The organism is Sulfurimonas sp., assembly GCF_027056685.1.
GTDB lineage: Bacteria > Campylobacterota > Campylobacteria > Campylobacterales > Sulfurimonadaceae > Sulfurimonas.
The window spans coordinates 15382-37821 of the sequence record NZ_JALUKE010000065.1 but is presented as its reverse complement, the minus strand read 5'-3'; the positions used below and the strand labels follow the sequence as shown (position 1 = coordinate 37821).

The following is a 22440-nucleotide window of genomic DNA, read 5'->3' as shown; positions in this document are numbered from 1 at the left end:
GCAAGCACCTTGGCACTCCCAATAATCAAATTTGCAGTTTCTAGTGCCATATCTTTGAGAGTCTCTTCATCACTTTTTTCTTCTTCTAAAAAAAGTGTAGCCACACTCTGCATAAAAGCTTCATTCGTAGCTATAAAGACTCTGTATTTATCACTATTACTGACAACTATATCAATATAAGCAATAAATGTTCTCATCCCATCATATTTATCTATATTTTGGCACTCCATACCTAGCTGATGGATACAAAAATTTTTTGCCGCAACTTCAATACTTTTTATCATTACCATACCTACTTCTTTATGTGTTATAGATTATACTTGAAGCTTACACAAAGTAAAATTAAACTCTTATAGATATTAGGGTACAATTTCAAAAAAATTTTGGATAATTATGTTTGAACTTATCTTTCTTGGTCTTGTAGTAGGTTTGCTCTCTGGGCTTTTTGGTATTGGTGGTGGAACTATTTTAGTGCCATTACTACTTATGTTCGGTTATGGTACTAAAATTGCCATAGGTATTTCTGTTGTGCAGATGGTTTTTAGTTCAATTTATGGTAGTTATTTGAATAATAAAAAGGGTACCTTAGATGTTATAATGGTACTCACTATTGGTGCTGGTGGTTTTTCTGGTGCACTACTTAGTGGAACTATTACCTCATACTTTAGTGATACAACTCTGCAGATTATATTTTTACTTTTTGCTGTTTTTGCTTTGCTACGACTTTTTATGACAACACATGTTTCTCAAGAGAGAAAAGAGGTGCATAAGATTCTTCTCTTTATTATAGGTTTTGTCATTGGTGCTATTAGTATGACCATTGGAGTAGGAGGCAGTCTTATTCTTGTGCCTATTTTAGTTGGATTTTTACATGTTCCATTAAAAAATGCAACCTCTGCAGGTCTCTTTTTTGTAGTATTTTCTTCTGTATCAGGGCTTATTTCACACTCTTTGCATGGACATGTAGATTATGAAAGTGGTGTTATTATTGGTTTGGCATCGCTTTTTGGTGTCTATGCGGGCATACATTTAAAACATAGATTAGATGTAAAATTACAGAAAAAAATGTTAATGTTTTTTTATCTAATAATAGTATTATATTTAACATATAAAATTTTTGGGGCGTAAATGAAAAAGAAAGATGTTATAAAAATCACAGGTGCAAGAGAAAATAATCTAAAAAATATTAATTTAACTATTCCTAAAAATGAGCTTGTTGTTATGACAGGACTGAGTGGAAGTGGTAAATCTACCCTTGCGTTTGACACACTTTATGCAGAGGGACAGCGTCGTTATATGGAGTCTTTGTCCTCTTATGCTAGACAGTTTCTTGACCGTGTTGGTAAACCTGATGTAGATAAAATTGAAGGGCTTACTCCTGCTATTGCGATAGATCAAAAAACAACCTCGAAAAACCCACGCTCAACTGTTGGAACTATTACAGAAATTTACGACTACTTTAGACTTCTGTTTGCGCGTGTAGGCGTGCAACATTGTCATAAGTGTGGCAAGGTCATTTCTCAAATGTCTGCTTCAGACATCATTAATGAAGTGGAAAAATTACCAGAGGGTGCAAAGCTTGTACTTTTAGCACCGCTTGTTCGTGAAAATAAAGGTGCGTATGCTGATCTAATAGAATCTTTGGTACATAAAGGTTATGTTCGTGCGATGATAGATGGCGTGATGGTGCGTCTTGATGAAGAGATAGAACTATCTAAAACGAAAAAACATACCATCAAAGTAGTTGTGGACAGGGTGATTGTAAAGCCTGAAAATAAAGAGCGTATTGCTTCATCTGTTGAAAAAGCGCTTAAAGAGAGTTATGGCGAACTTGAAATAGATATTTTAAATCATGAAGAGTTACAAACGCAGGAGCATATTCACTACTCTGAACACAATGCCTGCTTTGATTGTAAAATAAGTTTTGAACCCTTGGAACCATTAAGTTTCTCTTTTAACTCTCCAAAGGGAGCATGTTCTGAGTGTGATGGGCTTGGTATTCGTTACGCACTTGATATTGATAAGATAATTGATAGTGATCTGAGTGTTGAAAAGGGTGCGGTAAAGATTGTTTATGGTTTTAACAAAGGGTATTACTTTACCTTTTTAAAAGGTTTTTGTGCACATAACGAGATAGATATGAGTATTCCATACTCAGAACTTCCTACATACCAGCAAAAAGCAATCTTGCATGGAAATATTGATGAAGTAGAATTTTTGTGGAAAAAGCATCCCGTAAAAAGAATTTTCCCAGGGATTATTCGCATCGCTTATGACATGATAAAAGATGAAAAAGAGCTTGCTGATTATATGAGTGAAAAGGTATGTGATATTTGTGATGCACATCGTTTAAAGAGAGAATCTTTAGCTGTTAAAGTAGCAGGAAAAGGCATAGCAGAACTCCTTGATATGCCAATAGCAAAAACATACGATTTTTTTGCAAATGAAGAAAATTTTGAATACTTTGATGCACAATCGAAGCAAATTGCTGAACCAATACTCAATGAGATACGCGAACGCCTCTACTTTTTGTATGATGTTGGACTTGGCTACATTACACTTGGTCGTGATGCTCGTACTATCAGTGGTGGAGAGGCACAGCGTATTCGCATTGCTTCACAGATAGGTAGTGGTTTGACTGGTGTTTTATATGTATTAGATGAGCCAAGTATTGGGCTTCATGAGAGAGATACGCTGAAGCTTATTCGTACGCTTCGTTCTTTGCAAGAAAAAGGTAACTCTGTCATTGTAGTAGAACATGACAAAGAGACCATTGAAAATGCAGATTTTATTGTTGATATAGGAAGTGGTGCAGGAAAATTTGGTGGGGAAGTAGTTTTTAGTGGAACACTTGATAAACTGAAAAAAGCAAAAACACTCACTGCTGACTATCTTTATGGACGCAAAAAGATAGAGTATTTTTATCGCCGTCCTCAAGAGAAGTGGATTGAGATTAAAAATGTTACATTAAATAATATTAACAATCTAAACGCAAAAATTCCTCTCAATAACTTTGTTTGTATTACAGGAGTAAGTGGAAGTGGAAAAAGTTCACTTATGCTTCAAACGCTTCTGCCAACGGCCAGAGAGCTACTTAATCATGCACGCAAGGTAAATAAGGTGGCAGGTGTAGAAATCACTGGACTTGAAAATGTAGATAAAGTTATCTATCTTGACCAAAGCCCAATAGGGCGTACACCTCGCTCAAATCCTGCAACTTACACGGGTGTAATGGATGAGATACGAAATCTTTTTGCACAGACAAAAGAGAGCCAAATTCGTGGCTATACAGCTTCACGCTTTAGTTTTAATGTTAAAGGTGGGCGTTGTGAGAAGTGTCAAGGAGAGGGTGAAAATAAGATAGAAATGCACTTTTTACCTGACATTATGGTGAAGTGTGATTCATGTGGCGGCAGACGATATAATCAACAGACTTTAGAGGTCTTTTACAAAGGTAAAACTATTGCTGATGTTCTTGCCATGAGCGTAGAAGAAGCGTTTGAATTTTTCAAACCTATTCCAAAAATTCACCAAAAGATGAAAACTCTTGTAGATGTAGGACTTGGCTATATTACGCTTGGTCAAAACGCAGTGACGCTCTCAGGTGGGGAAGCACAGCGTATAAAACTCTCAAAAGAGCTGAGCCGAAAAGATACAGGAAAAACACTCTATATTTTGGATGAGCCGACAACTGGACTACACTTTGCAGATGTAGATAGACTTACAAATGTACTGCACAAGTTCGTAGAGCTTGGAAACTCTGTGCTTATCATTGAGCACAACCTTGATATGATAAAAAATGCGGACTATATCATCGACATGGGACCAGAAGGTGGAAGTGGCGGTGGACTTATCATAGCAGAGGGTTCTCCTGAAGAGTTGGCGGCTACACATAAAAAGACAGGCTCTTATACGGGTGAGTATTTGGAAAAAGAGTTGGCTCTGCATTAAAATATAGTATAATTGCAAAAAAAAATTTAAAGGCTTATTATGTCAGTATATGTTTTTGGACACAGAAATCCAGATAGCGACTCAATTGTTGGTGCTATTTCTATTGCGTATTTAAAAAATCAAGTGGAAGATGAAGAGTATATTCCTGCGCGTCAGGGTGAAATCTCTGCTGAAACAGAGTTTATTTTAGATAAATTTGATGGTGAAGTTCCTGTACTTAAAACTTCTGTTGCTGGAGAAAAAGTATTTTTGGTTGATGATAGTGATAGTCTCCTTTTTCAAGATGATATAAAAGAAGCAACTATTTTAGGAATTGTTGATCATCATAAATTGGGAGACTTAACAACAAATGCTCCATTGGAGATGTGGGTAAGACCTATAGGTTGTTCAAACACTGTTGTTTATGAGATGTACAGATCTTATGGTGTGGAAATTCCTAAAAATATTGCAGGTATGATGATGATGGCGATTTTAAGTGATACTGTCATTTTTAAATCACCGACTTGTACAAAAGTAGATACAAAAGCAGTAAAAGAGCTTGCAGAGATTGCAGGTGTAGAGGATTATAAAAAACTTGCTATGGAGATGTTCATTGTAAAATCTGCAGTAGATGGTGCAAGTGCAAGAGACCTTAACACGAGAGACTACAAAGAGTTTAACATGAATGGTAGTAAAGTGGGCGTAGGTCAGCTTGAAATGGTAGATATTACAGTGCTTGAACCTCGAGAAGAGGAACTTTTAGAAGATATGAAAAAGATGAAAGAAGAAAATGGACTTCATACTGTACTCATACTCCTTACAGACATAATGAAAGAGGGTTCTAAACTCCTTGTTGTCTCAGATGATGAGAGTAAAATAGAAGCTGCGTTTAACACAAAACTTGAAAATCATAGAGTATGGTTAGATAAAGTGCTTAGCCGTAAAAAACAGGTTATTCCTTTCGTGCAACCTCAGTTTTAATTTATAAACCTAACTCATTCATACAAGATACACAGTATTGTGATTCTGGGATGAGTTTTAGGCGTTCTAGCGCTATATCTTCTTCACACTCTTTACAAACTCCATACTCCTCTGTATCAACTCTTAACAGAGCATATTTTAGTCTATTTAATCGTTTTTTTGCCTCTTCAAATCTTTGAATATTGACATTTTGATCTTGTTTGAGCATTTTATGGTCTATGCTGTCTAAAGAGCAATCTTTTTTGATTGGTTTGAGCGATTTTTCTATATTTTGTAACTCTAAAGTAAGCGCATCTATCTCTTGAGTCATAATACTCTTAAGTATCTTTTTTTCTTGGGTTGTCATTTTTGTCTCCTACTCTTTATAGAGATAACGCTTAATTTTTTTCGTTGGAGTTTTTACAAATGGTTCAATTTGCTCTATAAATTTTTGTATTTTTGCAAATGATGCCACTTGTCCATTTACCTCTATACGCATCTCTTCAAGATACTCCTCTATTTTTTGTTTTACCTCTGCTTCTGCTGTGTTATTTGCTTTAAACATTTTGTCAATAAGTTCATAGTCCAGATGGATTCTTGCAATAAGTTTTGCATCTTTTTCCATAACCAAAGAGTCTAGTACAGCTTTATTTTGATTAATAATTCCCTCAATCTGTTCAGGGTAAATATTTTCTCCTCCTGAACCAATAATGACATTTTTACTTCTGCCACTAATAAATAAATAACCGTCATCATCAAGATAACCTAAATCACCTGTGAAAAACCAGCCATCTTGAAGCACCTCTTCAGTCTGTTTATCATCTTTATAATATCCTAACATTACACTAGGTGATTTGACTACAATTTCACCTTCTCCATTTATAGGATTTGCATCTTTTATTTTTACATCAACTCCAGCCATAGGTAGACCAGTAGAACCGATTTTGATGGGCATACCAAGTCTTCCTCCTGCAATAAGAGGTGAAGTCTCAGTAAGTCCATACCCTACTATGTATGGAAACTCTGCTTCTTTTAGAAATTTTTCGACATATTTAGGCAGTGCTGCTCCCCCTATACCAAAAAATTTAATACGCCCACCAAAAGTCTCAATGAGTTTTTTTCCTGCAATTTTATTGAGTTGTCTTCTTGTAAAAGGAATAGAGTAGAGTGTGCGCATAATAAATGAGCCTGTAAATTTAGGCAAAATTTTATTTTTGTAAATTTTTTCAATAATAAGAGGAACACTAAGCATCATTGTAGGTTTGACACTTGCAAAAGCTTTGATTAGAACATTTGGTGTTGGGACTTTGTCGATGTAAACAACATCAGCACCATGAAGGATCGGCACTATCATTCCGACTGTACACTCTAAAGTGTGTGCAAGTGGCAAAATAGATAAAAAGGTATCTTCAGGAACAATATGAACATTTTTATAGGCACTCATTGCATTTGTAACAAGGTTTTTATGTGAGAGCATAACACCTTTTGAATGCCCTGTTGTACCAGAAGTATAAAGGAGGGCTGCCATATCATCTTCATCTGGTTTAGGAAGCTCTTTTGAGGAAATTCGCTGTTTTAATTTTGAAATATATGTGTGGTTTGTCAATTCATCTATGATTGTTAAATCATCAAGTTGAATAACAAATTTCATATTTGAGTCTTCTAACTCTTCTATTGTTTGAAAATATTTTTTTGAAACAAAAACGGCCTTTGCTTCAGAGTGGCGTATAATGTGTTGTACATCAGCAGGATGAAAATCGGGAAGAATTGGAACAATGACTCCACCAAAATAGGTAACACTAAAGTAAGCTATTGCCCAATTTGGCATATTTTCACTTAGTAGTGCTACTTTATCACCTTTTCTTACACCATTGTTTTTGAGTATTTGAATTATGTTATGCACATTATATGCTAATTCATTATAGGTCATAGGTTCTTGATCAACCTTGGAGAGAACCTTTTTATCTTGATAGAGTTCCACTGAACGGTCTAAGAGATTAGGCAGTGTAAAGTTGTCTAGATTTTCATAAGGATATTTCATAATTGTACTTTAATTTAATTTTATATTATTTTATAGTGAAGTAGCTAAATAATTGATTAGTTTATGCATATTTAAAGTATAATTCTAAATATTATTTTTGGAGTTTTTAATTATGAATATGTATAAGATTATTTCAGGGTTATTTTTTACCTTGGCAATGACACTTAATTTTGGTTTTTTCTACGGAGATCCAACACAACTTATAGAGCATAGTGCTTATGAGCTTTTTGCTGCAATTATTGTCAATTTAATTGCTACTGTATTAAAATTGGGGGATAGAACACAGCTTGGAGCTGTTTTACTTGCAACAAGTCTTGTTGCTGATATTCAGCTTATTGCCTCTGCAACCGTTTGGGCATTTGCAGAGTATGTTGCAAAAAATATTGGTGTGGAAGCTACAACAGCTATAGTCTCTCTCTCTGGTGGCGCACTTTTAGCAAATTCAGTCTCTGTTATTTTATTTATCGGCGATACAATTAAATCAAAAAGATAGATAAAAAGTATGAATGAACAGATAATTTGGATAGTTCTTAAGCGATTAAGAATTCCTTTTTTTGTAATTATTATAACATTTTCTATATCTATACTTGGATTGGTATTAATTCCTGGTGTTACAGATCAAGGTAAACCGTATCATATGACTTTTTTTGATGCTTTTTATTTTGTAAGTTATATGGCAAGCACCATTGGCTTTGGAGAGGCTCCTTACGCTTTTAATTATCCGCAGAGGATGTGGGTAAGTTTTGCCATATATTTTACTGTTATAGGATGGTTTTACGGAATAGGGGCTATTGTATCACTTATTCAAGATGAAGGGCTTAGACGCGCATTAAGCTTAAATGCTTTTAAAAAACAGGTAGAAAATCTTCATGAACCATTTTATATTATTTTAGGCTATAACAGTATTACTAAAACTATTATAAATAAAATTAATGGAGTGGATTATAGGGCAGTTGTTCTCGATAAAAGTCCTCAAAAAATAGAAGAACTTGTACTAGAAAATTTCTATCCTCATGTTCCTGCCTCTGTTGGAGATGCAACGAATCAACAGATGTTGAAAATGTCAGGAATCCATCAAAAAAATTGTAAAGGTGTTATATCTCTTTTTGAAAATGATATGGTCAATGCAAATATTGCAACTATATGTATGTTACTCAATAAAAAAATAGACATCATTATTAAAGCAACTCTGCCAGAGCAGGTAGCGCATTTTAAAAAGATGGGTCTCAAACATGTGCAAAATCCTTTTGATATTATTTCTAAGCGTATCTACTTTGGTATTACATCTCCACATATATGGCTTTTAGAGATGTGGATGTATGGGCATATTTTAAAATTGAAAGGAAGAGATAGATTCCCAGATGGAAAATATATTATTTATGGTAGTGGGCGAATGGGACAGGCTATTGCAGATGGTTTGAAAAAAGCTGGTGTTGAGTATATTATAAAAGATTTTGATTCTAAAAAGTATATTGAAGAGAAAGAATCTACCATTTATGGTGATGCTGAAGATATGCAAAAATTAATTGATTTAGGTGTAAAAGAGAGTGCATGTGTTATTGCTGCTACAAAAAATGATATTTTAAATCTTACTATTTTAAACAGTGCAAAACAGCTTAATCCAAATATTTTTACAATGGCAAGAGAGAACTCCCTTGATGATCTAAATATTTTTAAGGCTGCAAAAATTAATAAAATTTATGTTGTTGAAAAAATTCTTGCAGATGCAACATATAACTTTATATCAAGACCATTAGTTGATCTGTTTATTCATGAAGCAAGGAAACAAGATGAAGAATGGGCAGAGGTTATTGTCAATATTTTAAATAATATAACAGGAATGAATCCCAAATACTTTGAGACAGAGCTTAATGACGAGAATGCTTATGCTTTGAATTTAGAGTTTAATAATGGTGGTGATATTACACTAGCTAACTTAAGGCGTTCTCGTGAAAATAAAAATGAGATGTTGCAAATAGTATTTTTACTCTTAAAAAGAGGTGATGAAGTCTATCTTATGCCAGATTCACAGATGCACCTTCAAGCTAATGATAAACTTTTGATAGTAGCAGATGAAGATACTTATGAAGATTTTGAGTATATAATTAATAATATATATGAGTTAAATTATGTATTGGATAAAGAAGATACAAATAATCTTTTAGGTTTTTGGGGGAAACATGGAAAAACCAAAACATAAACTTCTCTCTTTTGCCTATTTTTTAGAGAGTTCCAAATTTTATAATAAAATCAAAAAATTTGTATATGATTTGATAGAAAATGATGAATATAAATACAAACGGTATTTTGATATATTTATGATTTTTGTCATTTTAAGTAGTGTTACCCTTTTAGTGATGGATGTTAAAAGACATATTCCTCACTGGCTTGATGATTTTGATCTTTACTTTGTAACGACGGTATTTGTTGTAGAGTATCTACTGAGAATGTGGGTATATAGTGATATTCATAAGATTATTATTGATGAGTATGAGGAGAGCAGCTATTTTGATAAAGAGATGAGTTTTTATTCACTCTTTACAAAAATAGCAAAAAACAAGTGGGTATACATAAGCTCATTTTCTGCCATCATTGACCTTATTGCTATTTTGCCAAGCTATAGAGGCTTACGAGTCCTGCGTGTTTTTGTCCTCTTTCGTGCTTTTAAGATGCTGCGTTATACGAAAAGCTTAACAGGCTTCTTATATGTTCTGAAAAATAAAAAATTTGAGTTGATGACACTTTTAACACTCTCAACATTTTTTATATTCATTGCGGGTATTATGCTCTATGTTTTTGAGGGTGATAATGAAAACCCAAATATCCATAATCTCTTTGATGCCTTTTACTGGGCTCTTATTACCATCTCAACTGTTGGTTATGGCGATATTGCTCCTGTTACCCCTGAAGGTAGAGTTGTTACTATGCTCATCATCTTTACAGGTATCGGACTTATCTCTTTTGTGACCTCAATCATTGTCTCTTCATTTAATGAAAGACTAAGTGTCTTACGAGAAGATAGAGTTGTGCAAGAAGTTGGAAAAAAGAAAAAACTTACTGTTGTTTGTGGTTATGGTCTGCTTGGTCGTTTAGTTGTAAAGGGCTTACAAAAAGAGGGTGTTGAGTTTGTCATAATTGATAGAAGTGAAGAGATGGCAGCAGTTGCCTACAATGATGGCTACCATGTAATATGTGCTGATGCAACAAAAGGTACCATATTTGAAAAGCTTGGCATTGTTGATCGTATCTCTCATGTCTTATGTTTAACTTCTGATGATATTCAAAATGCTTTTATTGCCGTTAATGTGAAGAGTTTAAAGAGTGAGGTATATGTTACTGCAAGATGCAGTGATCAAGAGATAGCAACGAAGATGGAATATGCTCATGTTGATCAGGTTATTATGCCTGAAGAAGTAGCAGGTATGATGGGTGCTGTATATGCTGGAGAGCCTGTTGCGTTTGAAGTGCTTCTCTCTATCATAGAAGAGAAGGATAAAACACATATAAATGAGATAGCAATAGCAGAGGGAAGTTTTTTAGACAACAAAATGATAGGCGAAGTTAATTTTGAAAGACTGCGTTTAATACTATTGGGTGTTTTTAAACGCAGTGAAGAGTCAAAACTTGGAGAGTTCATCTTCAATCCAAGTGATGAATTTGTACTCAATGCAGGAGATAATCTCGTATGTATAGGTTATTCAACTGCTGTGGCAAATCTAAAAAGGAAGATGTAATGCAAAAACAGAAAAATATTGTACTTTTTGGTTATGGCACTTTTGGAAGACAACTCTACAAAAATCTGCGTTCACGAGGACATAAGGTGAAAGTTGTTGTAGGTTTGGATGACTATGTAGAGGTAGAGAGTGATAGTGCTGTGGATATTACGCGTATAAACATCAAACGCAACGATGATATTTTAGCACTGAATGTAAACGCAGCAGAGTCAATTTTTTATTGTGCGATGAATAAAACAGCCAATAATCTTTTTTTGGTCTTAACACTCAAGTCACTCTATCCACAAGCTAATGTTATAGCGAACTCCAACTCCAATGAGACAACAAGAAAACTCAAATATGCAGGTGCAACAAGTGTTATAGACCTCTATGAAGCGACTTCAAGACGCATAGTCAATGTCCTTACAAAACCTGCTGTATCTATGGCACTTGATGAAATAGTCTATAAGCAAAATGATTTACAAATGCTTGAAATTGAACTGCAAGAGAACACTTTTTTGGAAGGAAGATATGTCAATGAAATAAAATTTCGTCAGATGGGGATTATACTCATCGCTATTATTGACAAAGAGTTAGGGTATGAGCTTGTCTTTACCGATCATAGAATAAATCATAAACTTGATGCTGGAGATATTTTAGTTATTGTTGCTAAAAAGGAGAATATAAAAAAATTTCAAGAGATGCTAAAAAAAGGGATAAATTTTGAGTAGAAGACATAAAGATAAAAATAGAAATAGACGAGATACAATAAAGTTTACTGAAAAAGATTTTTTGCCTACAACTCGTGAAGAGATGTATGAGAGAGGATGGGACTATTGTGATGTTATTTTGGTAAGTGGAGACTCTTACATTGACTCGCCTTTTATCGGTGTGGCTATGGTTGGTCGTATGCTTGAGCGAATGGGTTACAAAGTGGGGATGATAGGGCAACCTGACATCGACTCTCCTGATGACATTATGCGTTTGGGTGAGCCACGGCTTTATTGGGGTGTAAGTGGTGGCAGTGTCGATAGTATGGTGAGTAACTACACTGCTACAAAAAAGTTTCGTAACTCTGATGACTATACACCAGGGGGAGTAAATACCAAAAGACCAGATAGAGCGTTGCTAGTTTACTGTAATCTTATTCGTCGTTACTTTAAAAATACCGTACCGCTTGTACTTGGTGGCATAGAAGCTTCACTGCGTCGTGTTACACATTATGATTATTGGCAAAATAGACTGAAAAAACCAATACTCTTTGACTCCAAAGCAGATGTGATGATATATGGCATGGGAGAGATTGCACTTGAAGAACTTACCCGAGCTATAGATGAGAAGCGAGACTATAGTGACATTCGAGGTGTTTGTTACATCTCTAAAGAGCCAGTGCATGAGTATATTCAGCTTCCAAGCCATCAAGAGTGTTTAGACGATAAAGAGAAGTATATAGATCTCTTTGATGATTTTTATGATAACAATGACCCTATTAGTGCCAATGGACTCTGCCAAAAAGTAGACAGTCGTTATCTTATTCAAAATCCTCCTTGTGATTACCTCAATGAAGATGAGATGGATGCAAACTCGAAGCTCCCTTTTACAAGAGAACAACACCCATACTATGAAAAGATGGGAAAAGTGAAGTGTCTTGAGACGATTAAATTTTCCATCATGACACATCATGGATGTTGGGGTGAGTGTAACTTCTGTGCTATTGGTGTGCATCAAGGCAGAACCATACGAACGCGTTCAGAAGATAACATCGTTGATGAAGCAAAAGAGTTTAATAAATACAAAGACTATAAAGGTGTTATCTCTGATGTTGGTGGACCGACTGCAAATATGTACGGTTATGAGTGTGGCAAGAAGCTTAAAAAGGGGACCTGTGACCATATGAAATGTGTGGATGCAGATAGACTTTGTAAAACCATGCATGTGGATCATAGCCGCAATATAAAACTTCTGCGTCGTGTGCGAGAGGTTGAGGGTGTGCGTCATGCATTTGTTGCAAGTGGTATTCGGTATGATTTAATAAATGCAGATAAAAACCATGGCTATAGCTATCTTAAAGAGATGGTAGACCATCACATCTCAGGGCAGATGAAAGTTGCTCCAGAACATACACAGCAACATGTTTTGGAGTTGATGGGAAAACCAGGAAAAGGGGAGCTTGTAAAGTTTAAACATATGTATGACCGACTCAATAAAGAAAGTGGGAAAAATCAATTTCTTACTTACTATCTTATTGCTGCACATCCAGGGTGTAAAGAGAGTGATATGAAAGAGTTGAAACGATTTACTACGGATGAGTTGAAAATGAACCCAGAGCAGGCACAAGTCTTCATTCCAACACCGGGAACTTACTCAGCTGTGATGTACTACACAGAGATGGATCCAAAAACTCGTAAGAAAATCTTTGTAGAAAAAGATACCAAACGAAAAGAGAAGCAGAAGCAGATAGTTGTGAAAAAAGATAAATTTTGTTCGGGGTTTGCCTCTTAATCTTTACGAATAGAGGTAGCTGTTAAGAATATATAGTCTTTTCCTGTAATGGTGACACGAAACTTCTTCTGTTGCAGATACTTTTTAGAGAAGATTACATCTTTGTAAAGGAGTCCCATCTCTGAAAATGGATAGTTTTTTACTCTTGCCCCATAGACCATCTCTCCATCTATCCAACGACAGTTTGGAAAGCCAAGTATCATTGCTCCATCTTTTTTGAGTTGGTTTTGTACTATGGACATAAGCAGCTTATTAAACTCCAAGTTTGAGCTTTGAAGTGTTCCTATGGAGATGATGAGGTCAAATTTTTCTAACTCTAGGCTAGTTAGCTCGTTAATGTCGTGTTGATAAAATGTAACATTAGCACTGCGTTTAAACTTTTCTTTTGCTGCGTTTATAGCACTCTCACAATAGTCAATGCCAACAAGTTCAAGTGCATCGAAGTTCTCACAAATACTTTTTATAGCTTCAAACTCATCGCCGCTGTTGACACCAAGGTTTAAAATGCGTACTCTTTTTTCAACCTGTACATTTTTAAGCGCTTGGAGGTAGTAGTAGATAAATGCAGCCTCTTCATTTTTATGGATTTGAGAAAATATGGAACTCTCGCCGTACTTTTCTTCTTTTTTAGTAATTGTTTTGTGAAAACTACTATCTGCGTTTAGTTTTTCATAACGAATTAAGACAAAGTTATCATCTATGATTTGAGGAGTGAGCATTTTACAGTGAAGTTGCTGTGAGAGATCTAGCCAGTTTTTGTAACTTCTGTAGATGATTGTCTCACCTTCTAAACGCAGCTCATTACCACTGTATGTTGATGTTACAATATCTGGGTTGAGAGCCTTAAACGCAACTCTCTCTTTAGCTTTTAAGGCTGCTATTTTTTCTTGTAACACTTGCACAATTTCTATCATAGATTTTTTATATAGTCTGTTCATACGCATCTTACGCAAAAAATGTTCCAATATTGACTTTCTCTTACATTCTTTTCAGTTATATTTGCCTACAATAATAAAAAATTAATAAAAAGTTTGAGAAAGTAGAAGATGCGAATAGATAAATTTTTAAACTCTGTAAATATTACAAAAAGACGCTCCGTTGCACAAGATATGATAAGTAACGGCGTTGTACTCATAAATGATGTTGTCGTCAAGGCAAGTAAAAATGTAGCAGTGGGTGATGTCATTACCATCAACTACCTAAACGCAGCGAAGAAGTACCAAGTGTTGCAACTTCCAACGACAAAATCTACTCCGAAATCTCTTCAAGACCAGTACATTAAGGAACTTTAATATGAACTATGATGAAGCAAAACTGAAATTTACCTCTCTATTTAAGCATGAGATGAGTGATGAGGCTATGCGTGAGTTTTTATCAGGACTTACACTTGATGCAGATACTCCCGTGGAGGTCATAGCAGCCGCTGCAGATGTGATGCGCTCATTTGCAATTCCTTTACCAATATTAGAAGCAACTCGTGAAAAAGCTATAGATATAGTAGGAACTGGCGGCGATAAAATAGGCTCTTTTAATATCTCGACAACTACTTCCATCTTGGCTGCATCGTGCGGGGCAACTGTTTCAAAACACGGTAACCGTTCCATTACTTCAAAGAGTGGAAGTGCTGATGTGCTTGAGGCTTTGGGTGTGAATCTGGCTTTAAGTGTCGAGCAAAATGCACGACTTTTGGAAGAAGCTGGCTGGTGTTTTATGTTTGCTCAAAACCATCACCCTGCGATGAAGTTCATTATGCCTGTGCGTAAGTCCATTGAGCATAAAACGGTTTTTAATGTTTTAGGGCCACTGACAAATCCTGCGAACATCAAAAAGTATATGCTTGGCGTATTTGACAAATCGTTTGTACCTAAAATGGCAGAGGCACTCAAAATAAACGGTGCTACTTCTGCACTTGTTGTAAGCTCAAATGAGGGGATGGATGAGATAGGCATCAGCGATATTACCCACGCTTCACTCTTAAAAGATGGCAAGGTCACAGAGTTTGAGATAGACCCGCAAAACTATGGCATAAAAAGAGCGCCACTTAAGGAAATAGTAGGCGGCGATGCAAACTTGAATGCAAATATTATGCGCGCTATTTTTGATGCAAACGCAACAGATGCACAGCGAGACATTGTGCTTATAAACACATCGGCATCACTGATGGTCGATGGTTTGGCACGAGATATTCAAGATGGTCTGGAGATGGCAAGAGAAGCTATTGCAAACGCAAGACCGAAGAAAAAGCTCAAACAGATAGTAGAGATATCTAACAAATTATGAGAGAAAAATATACTTTAAAAGTAGATGAACTTGAGGGATTGGCAGAAGATATTTTAGCCTCATTTCAAAACGGTGTAGTGATTTTACGCGGTGATTTGGCAGCGGGAAAGACAACGCTTGTTAAGGTGATAGCCAAGAAGATGGGCTGTGACGATGATGTGACCTCGCCGACATTTTCACTGCAGCAGTGTTATGGGGAGAGAATTTTTCACTACGACATCTACAACCACGGGGTGGAGCATTTCATCTCTTTGGGGATGCTTGAAGAGCTTGACAAAGAGGGGCTGCACTTTATAGAGTGGGGCGATGAAAAACTCCTCGACCTTTTAACTTCCGTCGGCATTGATGTAATGACGATAGACATAGAAAAAACTTCAAATGATACAAGAGAGTACACGCTATGCATACACTAGAAGCGGTTGAACTGCAAAAGAAAATAAAAGATTTAGAAATAGTAAAGAGTGTGAGCCTTAAAGTGGCAAGCGGCGAGGTTGTAGGGCTGCTTGGACCAAATGGAGCAGGGAAAACGACCACTTTTTATATGATTTGTGGACTTGTAGAAGCAACAAGCGGCAAGGTTTTTTTTGATGGTGAAGACCTCATTGGGATGCCACTGCACCAACGCGCACTCAAGGGTATAGGCTACTTGCCGCAAGAGGCGTCAATATTTAAAGATCTGAGTGTGGAAGATAACCTGATGATAGCTGCACAGGTGGGCAATATGAGCAAAAAAGAGCAAGAAGAGCGAATACTTGAACTGCTTGATATGTTTAACATTGAGCCTATTCGTTACCGTAAAGGTATAAGTTTGAGTGGTGGGGAGCGTCGTCGTGTGGAGATTGCCCGTGCTTTGGTAAATAAGCCGAAGTTCTTACTACTCGATGAGCCTTTCGCAGGGGTTGACCCCATCGCCGTGATGGATATTCAAAAAGTCATCCATCAGCTTGTCTCTTATAACATCGGTGTACTTATAACCGACCATAATGTCCGTGAGACGCTCGATGTGTGTGACAGAGCCTATGTTATAAAATCGGGTGAGCTTCTTGCAAGTGGAACAAGTGATGAGATAGGACAAAACGAAGATGTCCGCAAGCACTATCTTGGCGAAAACTTCAAACTCTAATGGCATATTAACGCGATGGCAGCACTAAGACAGACGCAGAGTGTAGAGAACAAACACAAGCTCTCGAGCACGCTGAGAAATTGGCTTCCTATTTTGCACTCAAGTCTCTCAGATTTGGGTGAGGCGATGAGCCCTTTTGTTGAAGCAAATCCTCTCATTGAGGTAAAGTCCGGCTATGAAGAGGATTTTGAGAAGAAGATACCGCGCAAAATTATCTCACGCGCTGTAAGTAACTCACGAACAGAGCAGATAGAAGCCCTGACCATTGCTCACAAATCACTCTACGATGTTTTAGATGAACAGCTTGAAGCTCCACTCTTTCCGACACCCATTTCGCAAAAGATAGCACAGTATGTTGTAGCAAACCTTGATGAACTTGGCTACTATGAGGGAGATACAGAGGAGTTTTGTCAAAAAAATGCAATAGAAGTTGATTTTTTTGAGAAGACTCGTCTGCGTTTTGCGCACATTGAACCACTTGGCATCGGGGCAAAAGATTTGGCAGAGTCCTTTTTGTTTCAGCTTGACAACTCTGAGATAAGCGACACAGCATACCCTTTGGCAGTTGCAATCATTAACGATATGCAAAACATTCACAGTTACTCCTCGCATGAGCACTTTTCAGAGGTGATGCATACTCTCTCTACTTTTAAAAACCCGCCAAACATTGAGTACCAAGAGGAGTCAGCGCAGATAGTACCTGACCTGATGATCTACTTTAATGATGAAAACCAGATAGAAGTAAAACTCAATGATGCTTACTACCCAAACATCACCATAGATGCAGATTATGGAGTGGAGCACGACTTTGTAAAAGAGAAGATAAAAGAGGCAAAATCGCTTGTAGATGCACTCGATATGCGAAAAGCAACGCTCTACAAAGTAGGGCTGATGATAGTTGAGTACCAGTACGACTTCTTTACAGGCGGGCAGATAATGCCGCTGACGCTTAAGACTTTGGCAGATGAGTTTGGGCATAACCCCTCAACCATTTCACGCGCCATTGCCAACAAATACATAGCCTGCGATAGAGGTGTGCTTGCGATGAAGGAGTTCTTCACCACCGCCATAGATGAAGATGTCTCAAACGCAGCCATAAAAGAGTTTCTGGTTGGACTTATAAAAGAGGAGAGCAGAGAGAAGCCGTTGAGCGATATGAAGCTGCTTGACCTTATTCAAGAGAAGTTCAAAGTAAAAATGGTGCGCAGAACCATCGCAAAGTACAGAAAACAGCTCAACATCGCAGGTTCAAGTGAGCGTAAAAAGCTCTACAAACTCGGACTCACATGAGCATAAAAGCAAGGCTTGACGCTGAAGTTTCCAAACGCAACAGAAGTGATGAAGTAAACAGTGAAAAGCTCGACCCCATCATCGTCGCCAAACGCTACAATGATGCAAATATCGCACTTATTTGCGCGCTTTTTTCTTATGGCAATGTTACTCAGATTGTGAAGTTTTTAGACTCTTTAGACTTCTCGCTACTGCAAAAAAGTGATGAAGAGATACAAAATGCGCTGCAAAATCACTACTACAGATTTCAAAAGAGTGAGGACATCATCGCTCTTTTTATAGCACTCAAAAGGTTAAACGCAGTGACAACACTTGAAGGTGTTTTTGTAGAGAGTTATGCTCCTAAACGCAGCGTAATAGATGGGCTAAACGCTCTCATAAGCAGACTCAGAGAACTCTATCCTCACAACTCAAGAGGCTACACCTTTTTACTGGGAAATGTGACGACTAAACGCAAGGGAGCAGGAGCACTCAAGAGATGGATGATGTTTTTACGCTGGGTAGTACGAAAAGACAACATAGATATGGGTCTGTGGAGTGGCGTAAATAAGGCAGACTTAATAATTCCACTCGATACACACACTTTTCATGTAGGGCTGCGTTTAGGACTGCTCAAAAGAAAGACTTACGACCTCGAAGCTGCGTTTGAACTGACGAAAACGCTAAAAAGTTTCGACGGGGAAGACCCTTTGAAGTATGATTTTGCACTTTATCGTTTGGGGCAGGAAGGATTGGCTTGAAAATATTGTTTGAGGGATAATTCGTTGGTTAATGTTGCTATTTGGAGTTGATTTGTGTAAAATGTTTGTTAATAAAGAGCTTATATTTAAATTGGAGAATTATGAGAGGAAAAGTATTTGCTAAAACAATAAAGTTATTTTTATTAGATGGTATCCCAAATGGAAGAATGACATGTGAACTTTCAAACTGGACAGGTAAGGCATATAAGTTACCTAGAAATATGATTAAGGATAGTGCTAAGAGAGAAGAACTTTCAAATACAGGTGTATATTTTTTATTTGGTAAACCAGATATAACATCTGAAAAAGATGTTATATATATTGGAGAGGCAGAAAATATTATTAAAAGACTCTCTCAACATCTTAATGAAAAAGACTATTGGAATGAAGCAGTTGTTTTAATAAGTAAAGATGACAACCTCAATAAAGCTCATATAAAATATTTAGAAAATAGGTTGCATCAAATCGCAGTTAAAATTAATCGTTACGAGGTTAAAAACAGTAATACACCAACGCAACCTTCAATTTCTGAATCTGATCAAGCAGAAATGGAAGAGTTTATTGAAAATATTAAAATGCTTGTTAATGTTTTGGGATTTAAAGCTTTTGAAGAATTGATTCAGGAGTCAATTGATGATAAAAAAATAAATTCAAACTTTTTTATCAAGGCTGCGCGAGGTGCAAATGCAAAAGGGCAACAAACATCAGGTGGATTTGTTGTGCTCAAAGGTTCTGAAATCGCATCTTCAACAGTTGATTCATATCCAGATGGTTGGAAAAAGTTAAGACAAGAATTGATTAACAATAAAAGTATTATTAAAGAAAATGGAAAATTCGTTTTTACAAGTGACTATTTATTTAATAGCCCATCAGCAGCGGCTGCAATAGTTATGGGAAGAAGTGCAAATGGTTTAACTGAATGGAAGAGCACAAAAGGCATAAGCTTAAAAGATATGGAAAGTATTAAAAGCTAACAAAATGCATGAATCAATATTTGCCTCAAGGATGGCTTAAATATTTCTCAACTTAGAAACCAAAACTTTTCAATGAAGTTGTATATGTTATAATACACATAACTTTAAAAATAAATAGTTGCCTTAAAAAAGGAGGGTTTTGAATGTTAGCGTTAAAACAAGAAGAATTATTTGATGAAATCAATCTCTTACCAATAGATTTAAAAACTAAAATTGTTGATAGAATATTAGCGAGTATTACACCTACCAATAGTTCAATAGATGCGCTTTGGATAAAGGAAGTAAACAAAAGAAAAAATGATATCGAAACTAACTCGATAACTCTTATTGATGGAAATGAAGTTTTTCAAAAAATAGCAAAAAGATTAAATTCATAAATGACTTATTTATTTCATCCAGATGCTGAACTTGAGTTAAATATTGCAGTTGATTACTATGAAGAATGTAAAGTAAATCTTGGTGTAGAGTTTGCTTATGAAGTGCAAAAAACAATTCAAAGGATTTTAGAATTTCCAACCGCTTGGCAAAAACTTGATGGAGAAATAAGAAGATGTTTAACAAATCGTTTCCCATTTGGAATAATTTATTATCAGAGAGGTGAAGAAATTATTGTTTTAGCTATTATGCAACTTCAACGAAAACCTAACTATTGGAAAGACAGATATCATAAGAAAGAGTTCTGATACAGAGAATCCTTTGAAATACGACTTTGCTATTTATTGCTCGACTCAGGAACAATCGGAGTAAAAAGCGTGATAAATGTAAGTAAAATCGCACCTGTAATAAGTGCCAATACAAAATCAAAGGCAAGCATAGGTACCATGGAGAAGTATTCGCTGTAAAAATGGTGTATAAAATCTAAATGATGGCTGATGAGACTTCCTGCAACAAGCAGCATCGCAATGGTTCCGACAACTGAGAGCACTTTTATGACCTTTGGCAGGGATGTGACAAGGAGTTTGCCAAACTTCTCTTTGAGGGAATCTCTTTCTGCTTTTTCAATGATGTAGTACCCGATGTCATCCATACGCACAAGCAGGGCAACAATGCCATAGACCCCAACTGTTGCTAAAACAGCAATGAATGAGACGACGACAAGCTGCATCACAAAGGGTTGCTCTATCACGCTTCCAAGAGCAACGACTACAATCTCTATGGATAGAATGAAGTCTGTGACAATGGCTGATTTTATTTTTTGCTCTTCTGTGAGCTTTTTAGCACTATCTTCGTGATGAGCATCTTTTTTGAACTTTGAGTGTAGATAGTGATAAATGACCTCTGCACCCTCAAAAGAAAGGTACAACCCACCAAGTACTAAAATGGGTGAGATAAGCCAAGGTGCTATGGCACTGAGAATGAAAGCAATGGGCAGAATGATAAGCTTGTTACGAAATGAGCCTTTGGTGATTGCCCAAAGAACGGGTAGCTCTCTTGAAGCGTTGTAGCCTGAAGCTTCTTCTGCGTTTACTGCGAGATCATCGCCTAAAAGTGGCACGGTATTTTTTACAGATATTTTCGTAACTGCTGCCGTGTCATCCATAAGCATTGCTATATCGTCTAAAATTGCAAATATTCCACCTACCATTGCTACCTCACTTTTTTTGCATTATATAAAATGTTTACTTATGAAGCGTAATGATGTGCTAAACTTTAGGACAATGAAAAAGGTTTGAAAGAGATGAAAAAGAGTGAGTTTCCAAAAGAAGTAGCACTATGCCTCTCTGGTGGAGCGGCGCGCGGTGCGTACCATTTGGGTGTAATATCGGTTTTACAAGAGCATAACATAGGCATAAAAGCCATTAGCGGTACGAGTATTGGCGCGCTAATAGGTGCATCTTTGGCGTGTGGCAGGAGTGCTGATGAGATATTTGATGTACTGAAGTCCAAAGAGTTTCGGCGTGTCTTTAAACTGAGTCTTGCAAAAGGGTACATTTTTAAGATTGACCATACTGCAAAGGTCATCGACAAGCTCATAGACAGAGCTGCGTTTGAAGAGTTGTCAATTCCTTTGAGTATTTGTGTGTGTGATGTTACGGACGAGTCAGCACTGCATTGTAGCAGTGGAGGGGATCTTAAAGAGCTTGTTTTGGCATCGTGCTCTATTGCTCCACTTTTTCAGCCTGTTTCTTTGCATGGCAAGATATATATTGATGGTGGCTTGGTAGATAACTTTCCGGTTGAGGAGCTGCGAAAATATAACACGCCCATCATAGGAATAAACCTCCATCCCAAACAGAGATATATACCGAAAAGTATTTTTGGATGGCTGAAAAAGAACATTCATACTGCTTGGCAGAGTCAATATTACGCAAAAAGTGAATTGTGTCATCTTTACCTAAGTAATGAAAAGCTAAATGATGTTAAAATCTTCTCTTTTAGAGATTTAGAGAAAGCCTATGCCCTTGGAGTGGAAGATATGAGAGAGATTTTATGTTAAAAATGTACATAGACGGAGATGCGTTTCCTAACCTGTTAAAGCCTATAGTCCTGCGTCAAATAGATAAATATATCATAGAAACCTACGCAGTTGCAAACAAAAAAATAAACATAGGTAAATCACCAAACATCCACTACATCATCGTAGAAGCCGGAGCGGATGAAGCTGACCATAAAATAGTAGAGATGGTAGAAGAGGGTGACTTGGTAATCACCGCCGACATCCCACTAGCAGACAGAATCATAAGTAAAAATGCCCACGCCATAGACCACAGAGGTGAACTCTACAGTGAAGACAACATCAAACAATATCTGGCGATGCGAAACCTGATGGAGAGCATACGAGAGATGGGAGAAAGCACCAAAGGACCAAAACCATTTGGACAAAAAGATGCAGAACATTTCGCAAATCAGTTGAATATGTTTTTGCAGAAGTATATGAAATAGATAT

At 36.6% G+C, this 22440-nt stretch carries 24 protein-coding genes; 19 read left to right on the top strand and 5 right to left on the bottom strand.

The genetic code is table 11. The annotated features are described in order from the left end of the window. The coding region (locus MVY38_RS02850; RefSeq protein ID WP_297483440.1) for a chemotaxis protein CheX at positions 1-284 on the bottom strand (284 nt) is incomplete at its 3' end. A gap of 109 nt (positions 285-393) precedes the next feature. On the opposite strand from MVY38_RS02850, the gene MVY38_RS02845 reads away from it, so the two are divergent. Genes MVY38_RS02845 through MVY38_RS02835 form a run of 3 tightly spaced genes read left to right on the top strand, consistent with a single transcriptional unit; the run spans position 394 to position 4911 of the window. Further along, entirely contained in the window at positions 394-1128 is a 735-nt protein-coding gene (locus MVY38_RS02845) for a sulfite exporter TauE/SafE family protein (protein ID WP_297483438.1), read from the top strand. Next, a complete protein-coding gene (gene uvrA, locus MVY38_RS02840; protein WP_297483436.1) occupies positions 1129-3951 on the top strand; it encodes an excinuclease ABC subunit UvrA in 2823 nt (940 codons plus the stop codon). Between the two features lie 39 nt (positions 3952-3990). Further along, a complete protein-coding gene (locus tag MVY38_RS02835; RefSeq protein ID WP_297483434.1) occupies positions 3991-4911 on the top strand; it encodes a manganese-dependent inorganic pyrophosphatase in 921 nt (306 codons plus the stop codon). Position 4912: 1 nt separating this feature from the next. Here MVY38_RS02835 and MVY38_RS02830 read toward each other — a convergent pair whose 3' ends face one another. Both MVY38_RS02830 and MVY38_RS02825 read right to left on the bottom strand, forming a co-directional pair. After that, positions 4913-5257 (bottom strand): TraR/DksA C4-type zinc finger protein, encoded by a 345-nt coding sequence (locus MVY38_RS02830; protein ID WP_297483431.1) that lies wholly within the window; start codon positions 5255-5257, stop codon positions 4913-4915. A 9-nt stretch (positions 5258-5266) separates the two neighbouring features. Next, entirely contained in the window at positions 5267-6931 is a 1665-nt protein-coding gene (locus tag MVY38_RS02825; protein WP_297483430.1) for an AMP-binding protein, read from the bottom strand. 112 nt (positions 6932-7043) lie between these two features. Between MVY38_RS02825 and MVY38_RS02820 the strand changes: the two genes are divergently transcribed. The 5 genes from MVY38_RS02820 to MVY38_RS02800 are packed head-to-tail and all read left to right on the top strand — an operon-like array spanning position 7044 to position 13146. Next, complete coding sequence (locus tag MVY38_RS02820) at positions 7044-7424, top strand: DUF6394 family protein (protein WP_297431353.1); 381 nt, start codon at positions 7044-7046, stop codon at positions 7422-7424. Positions 7425-7433: 9 nt separating this feature from the next. Next, complete coding sequence (locus MVY38_RS02815) at positions 7434-9131, top strand: TrkA family potassium uptake protein (RefSeq protein WP_297483427.1); 1698 nt, start codon at positions 7434-7436, stop codon at positions 9129-9131. Then, positions 9112-10665, top strand: a complete 1554-nt coding sequence (locus MVY38_RS02810) for an ion transporter (RefSeq protein WP_297483424.1) — start codon at positions 9112-9114, stop codon at positions 10663-10665. The genes MVY38_RS02815 and MVY38_RS02810 overlap by 20 nt, the downstream gene beginning before the upstream one ends. Next, positions 10665-11375: a TrkA family potassium uptake protein gene (locus MVY38_RS02805; RefSeq protein ID WP_297483422.1), complete on the top strand. Its 711-nt coding sequence runs from the start codon at positions 10665-10667 to the stop codon at positions 11373-11375. The genes MVY38_RS02810 and MVY38_RS02805 overlap by 1 nt, the downstream gene beginning before the upstream one ends. 37 nt (positions 11376-11412) lie before the next feature. Continuing rightward, entirely contained in the window at positions 11413-13146 is a 1734-nt protein-coding gene (locus tag MVY38_RS02800; protein WP_297483442.1) for a YgiQ family radical SAM protein, read from the top strand. Here the strand turns inward: MVY38_RS02800 and MVY38_RS02795 are convergent. Beyond that, a complete protein-coding gene (locus MVY38_RS02795) occupies positions 13143-14084 on the bottom strand; it encodes a methyltransferase domain-containing protein (RefSeq protein WP_297483420.1) in 942 nt (313 codons plus the stop codon). The two genes, MVY38_RS02800 and MVY38_RS02795, sit on opposite strands and share 4 nt — an antisense overlap. Positions 14085-14192: 108 nt before the next feature. Between MVY38_RS02795 and MVY38_RS02790 the strand changes: the two genes are divergently transcribed. The 9 genes from MVY38_RS02790 (at position 14193) to MVY38_RS02750 (ending at position 20236) form a co-directional block, all read left to right on the top strand. Beyond that, positions 14193-14438: an RNA-binding S4 domain-containing protein gene (locus MVY38_RS02790; protein WP_297483417.1), complete on the top strand. Its 246-nt coding sequence runs from the start codon at positions 14193-14195 to the stop codon at positions 14436-14438. Position 14439: 1 nt separating this feature from the next. After that, positions 14440-15426 carry an anthranilate phosphoribosyltransferase gene (gene trpD, locus MVY38_RS02785; protein ID WP_297483415.1) on the top strand — a complete coding sequence of 329 codons (987 nt, stop codon included), beginning with the start codon at positions 14440-14442 and terminating at the stop codon, positions 15424-15426. Then, complete coding sequence (gene tsaE / locus MVY38_RS02780; protein ID WP_297483413.1) at positions 15423-15839, top strand: tRNA (adenosine(37)-N6)-threonylcarbamoyltransferase complex ATPase subunit type 1 TsaE; 417 nt, start codon at positions 15423-15425, stop codon at positions 15837-15839. The genes trpD and tsaE overlap by 4 nt, the downstream gene beginning before the upstream one ends. Continuing rightward, positions 15827-16549, top strand: coding sequence for an LPS export ABC transporter ATP-binding protein (gene lptB / locus MVY38_RS02775; protein ID WP_297483410.1), 723 nt, complete (start codon positions 15827-15829; stop codon positions 16547-16549). Before tsaE ends, lptB begins: the two co-directional genes overlap by 13 nt. A 15-nt stretch (positions 16550-16564) precedes the next feature. Then, the gene (locus MVY38_RS02770) at positions 16565-17839 is read left to right on the top strand and encodes an RNA polymerase factor sigma-54 (protein ID WP_297483407.1); all 1275 of its coding nucleotides are present in this window, start codon (positions 16565-16567) and stop codon (positions 17837-17839) included. Beyond that, positions 17836-18579 (top strand): TIGR02757 family protein, encoded by a 744-nt coding sequence (locus tag MVY38_RS02765; RefSeq protein WP_297483404.1) that lies wholly within the window; start codon positions 17836-17838, stop codon positions 18577-18579. The genes MVY38_RS02770 and MVY38_RS02765 overlap by 4 nt, the downstream gene beginning before the upstream one ends. Positions 18580-18680: 101 nt before the next feature. Further along, positions 18681-19553 (top strand): GIY-YIG nuclease family protein, encoded by an 873-nt coding sequence (locus MVY38_RS02760; protein ID WP_297483400.1) that lies wholly within the window; start codon positions 18681-18683, stop codon positions 19551-19553. Between the two features lie 143 nt (positions 19554-19696). Further along, positions 19697-19930, top strand: a complete 234-nt coding sequence (locus MVY38_RS02755) for an addiction module protein (protein WP_297483397.1) — start codon at positions 19697-19699, stop codon at positions 19928-19930. After that, on the top strand, positions 19931-20236 hold the full coding sequence (locus MVY38_RS02750; RefSeq protein ID WP_297483393.1) for a type II toxin-antitoxin system RelE/ParE family toxin: 306 nt from the start codon (positions 19931-19933) through the stop codon (positions 20234-20236). Positions 20237-20265: 29 nt separating this feature from the next. On the opposite strand, the gene MVY38_RS02745 is transcribed toward MVY38_RS02750, so the two are convergent. Next, positions 20266-21138, bottom strand: coding sequence for a DUF808 domain-containing protein (locus MVY38_RS02745; protein WP_297483390.1), 873 nt, complete (start codon positions 21136-21138; stop codon positions 20266-20268). A gap of 93 nt (positions 21139-21231) precedes the next feature. Here MVY38_RS02745 and MVY38_RS02740 point away from each other — a divergent pair, with 93 nt between their 5' ends. Beyond that, on the top strand, positions 21232-21990 hold the full coding sequence (locus MVY38_RS02740; protein ID WP_297483387.1) for a patatin-like phospholipase family protein: 759 nt from the start codon (positions 21232-21234) through the stop codon (positions 21988-21990). Continuing rightward, positions 21984-22436: a YaiI/YqxD family protein gene (locus MVY38_RS02735; RefSeq protein WP_297483384.1), complete on the top strand. Its 453-nt coding sequence runs from the start codon at positions 21984-21986 to the stop codon at positions 22434-22436. The genes MVY38_RS02740 and MVY38_RS02735 overlap by 7 nt, the downstream gene beginning before the upstream one ends. Positions 22437-22440: the final 4 nt, after the last annotated feature.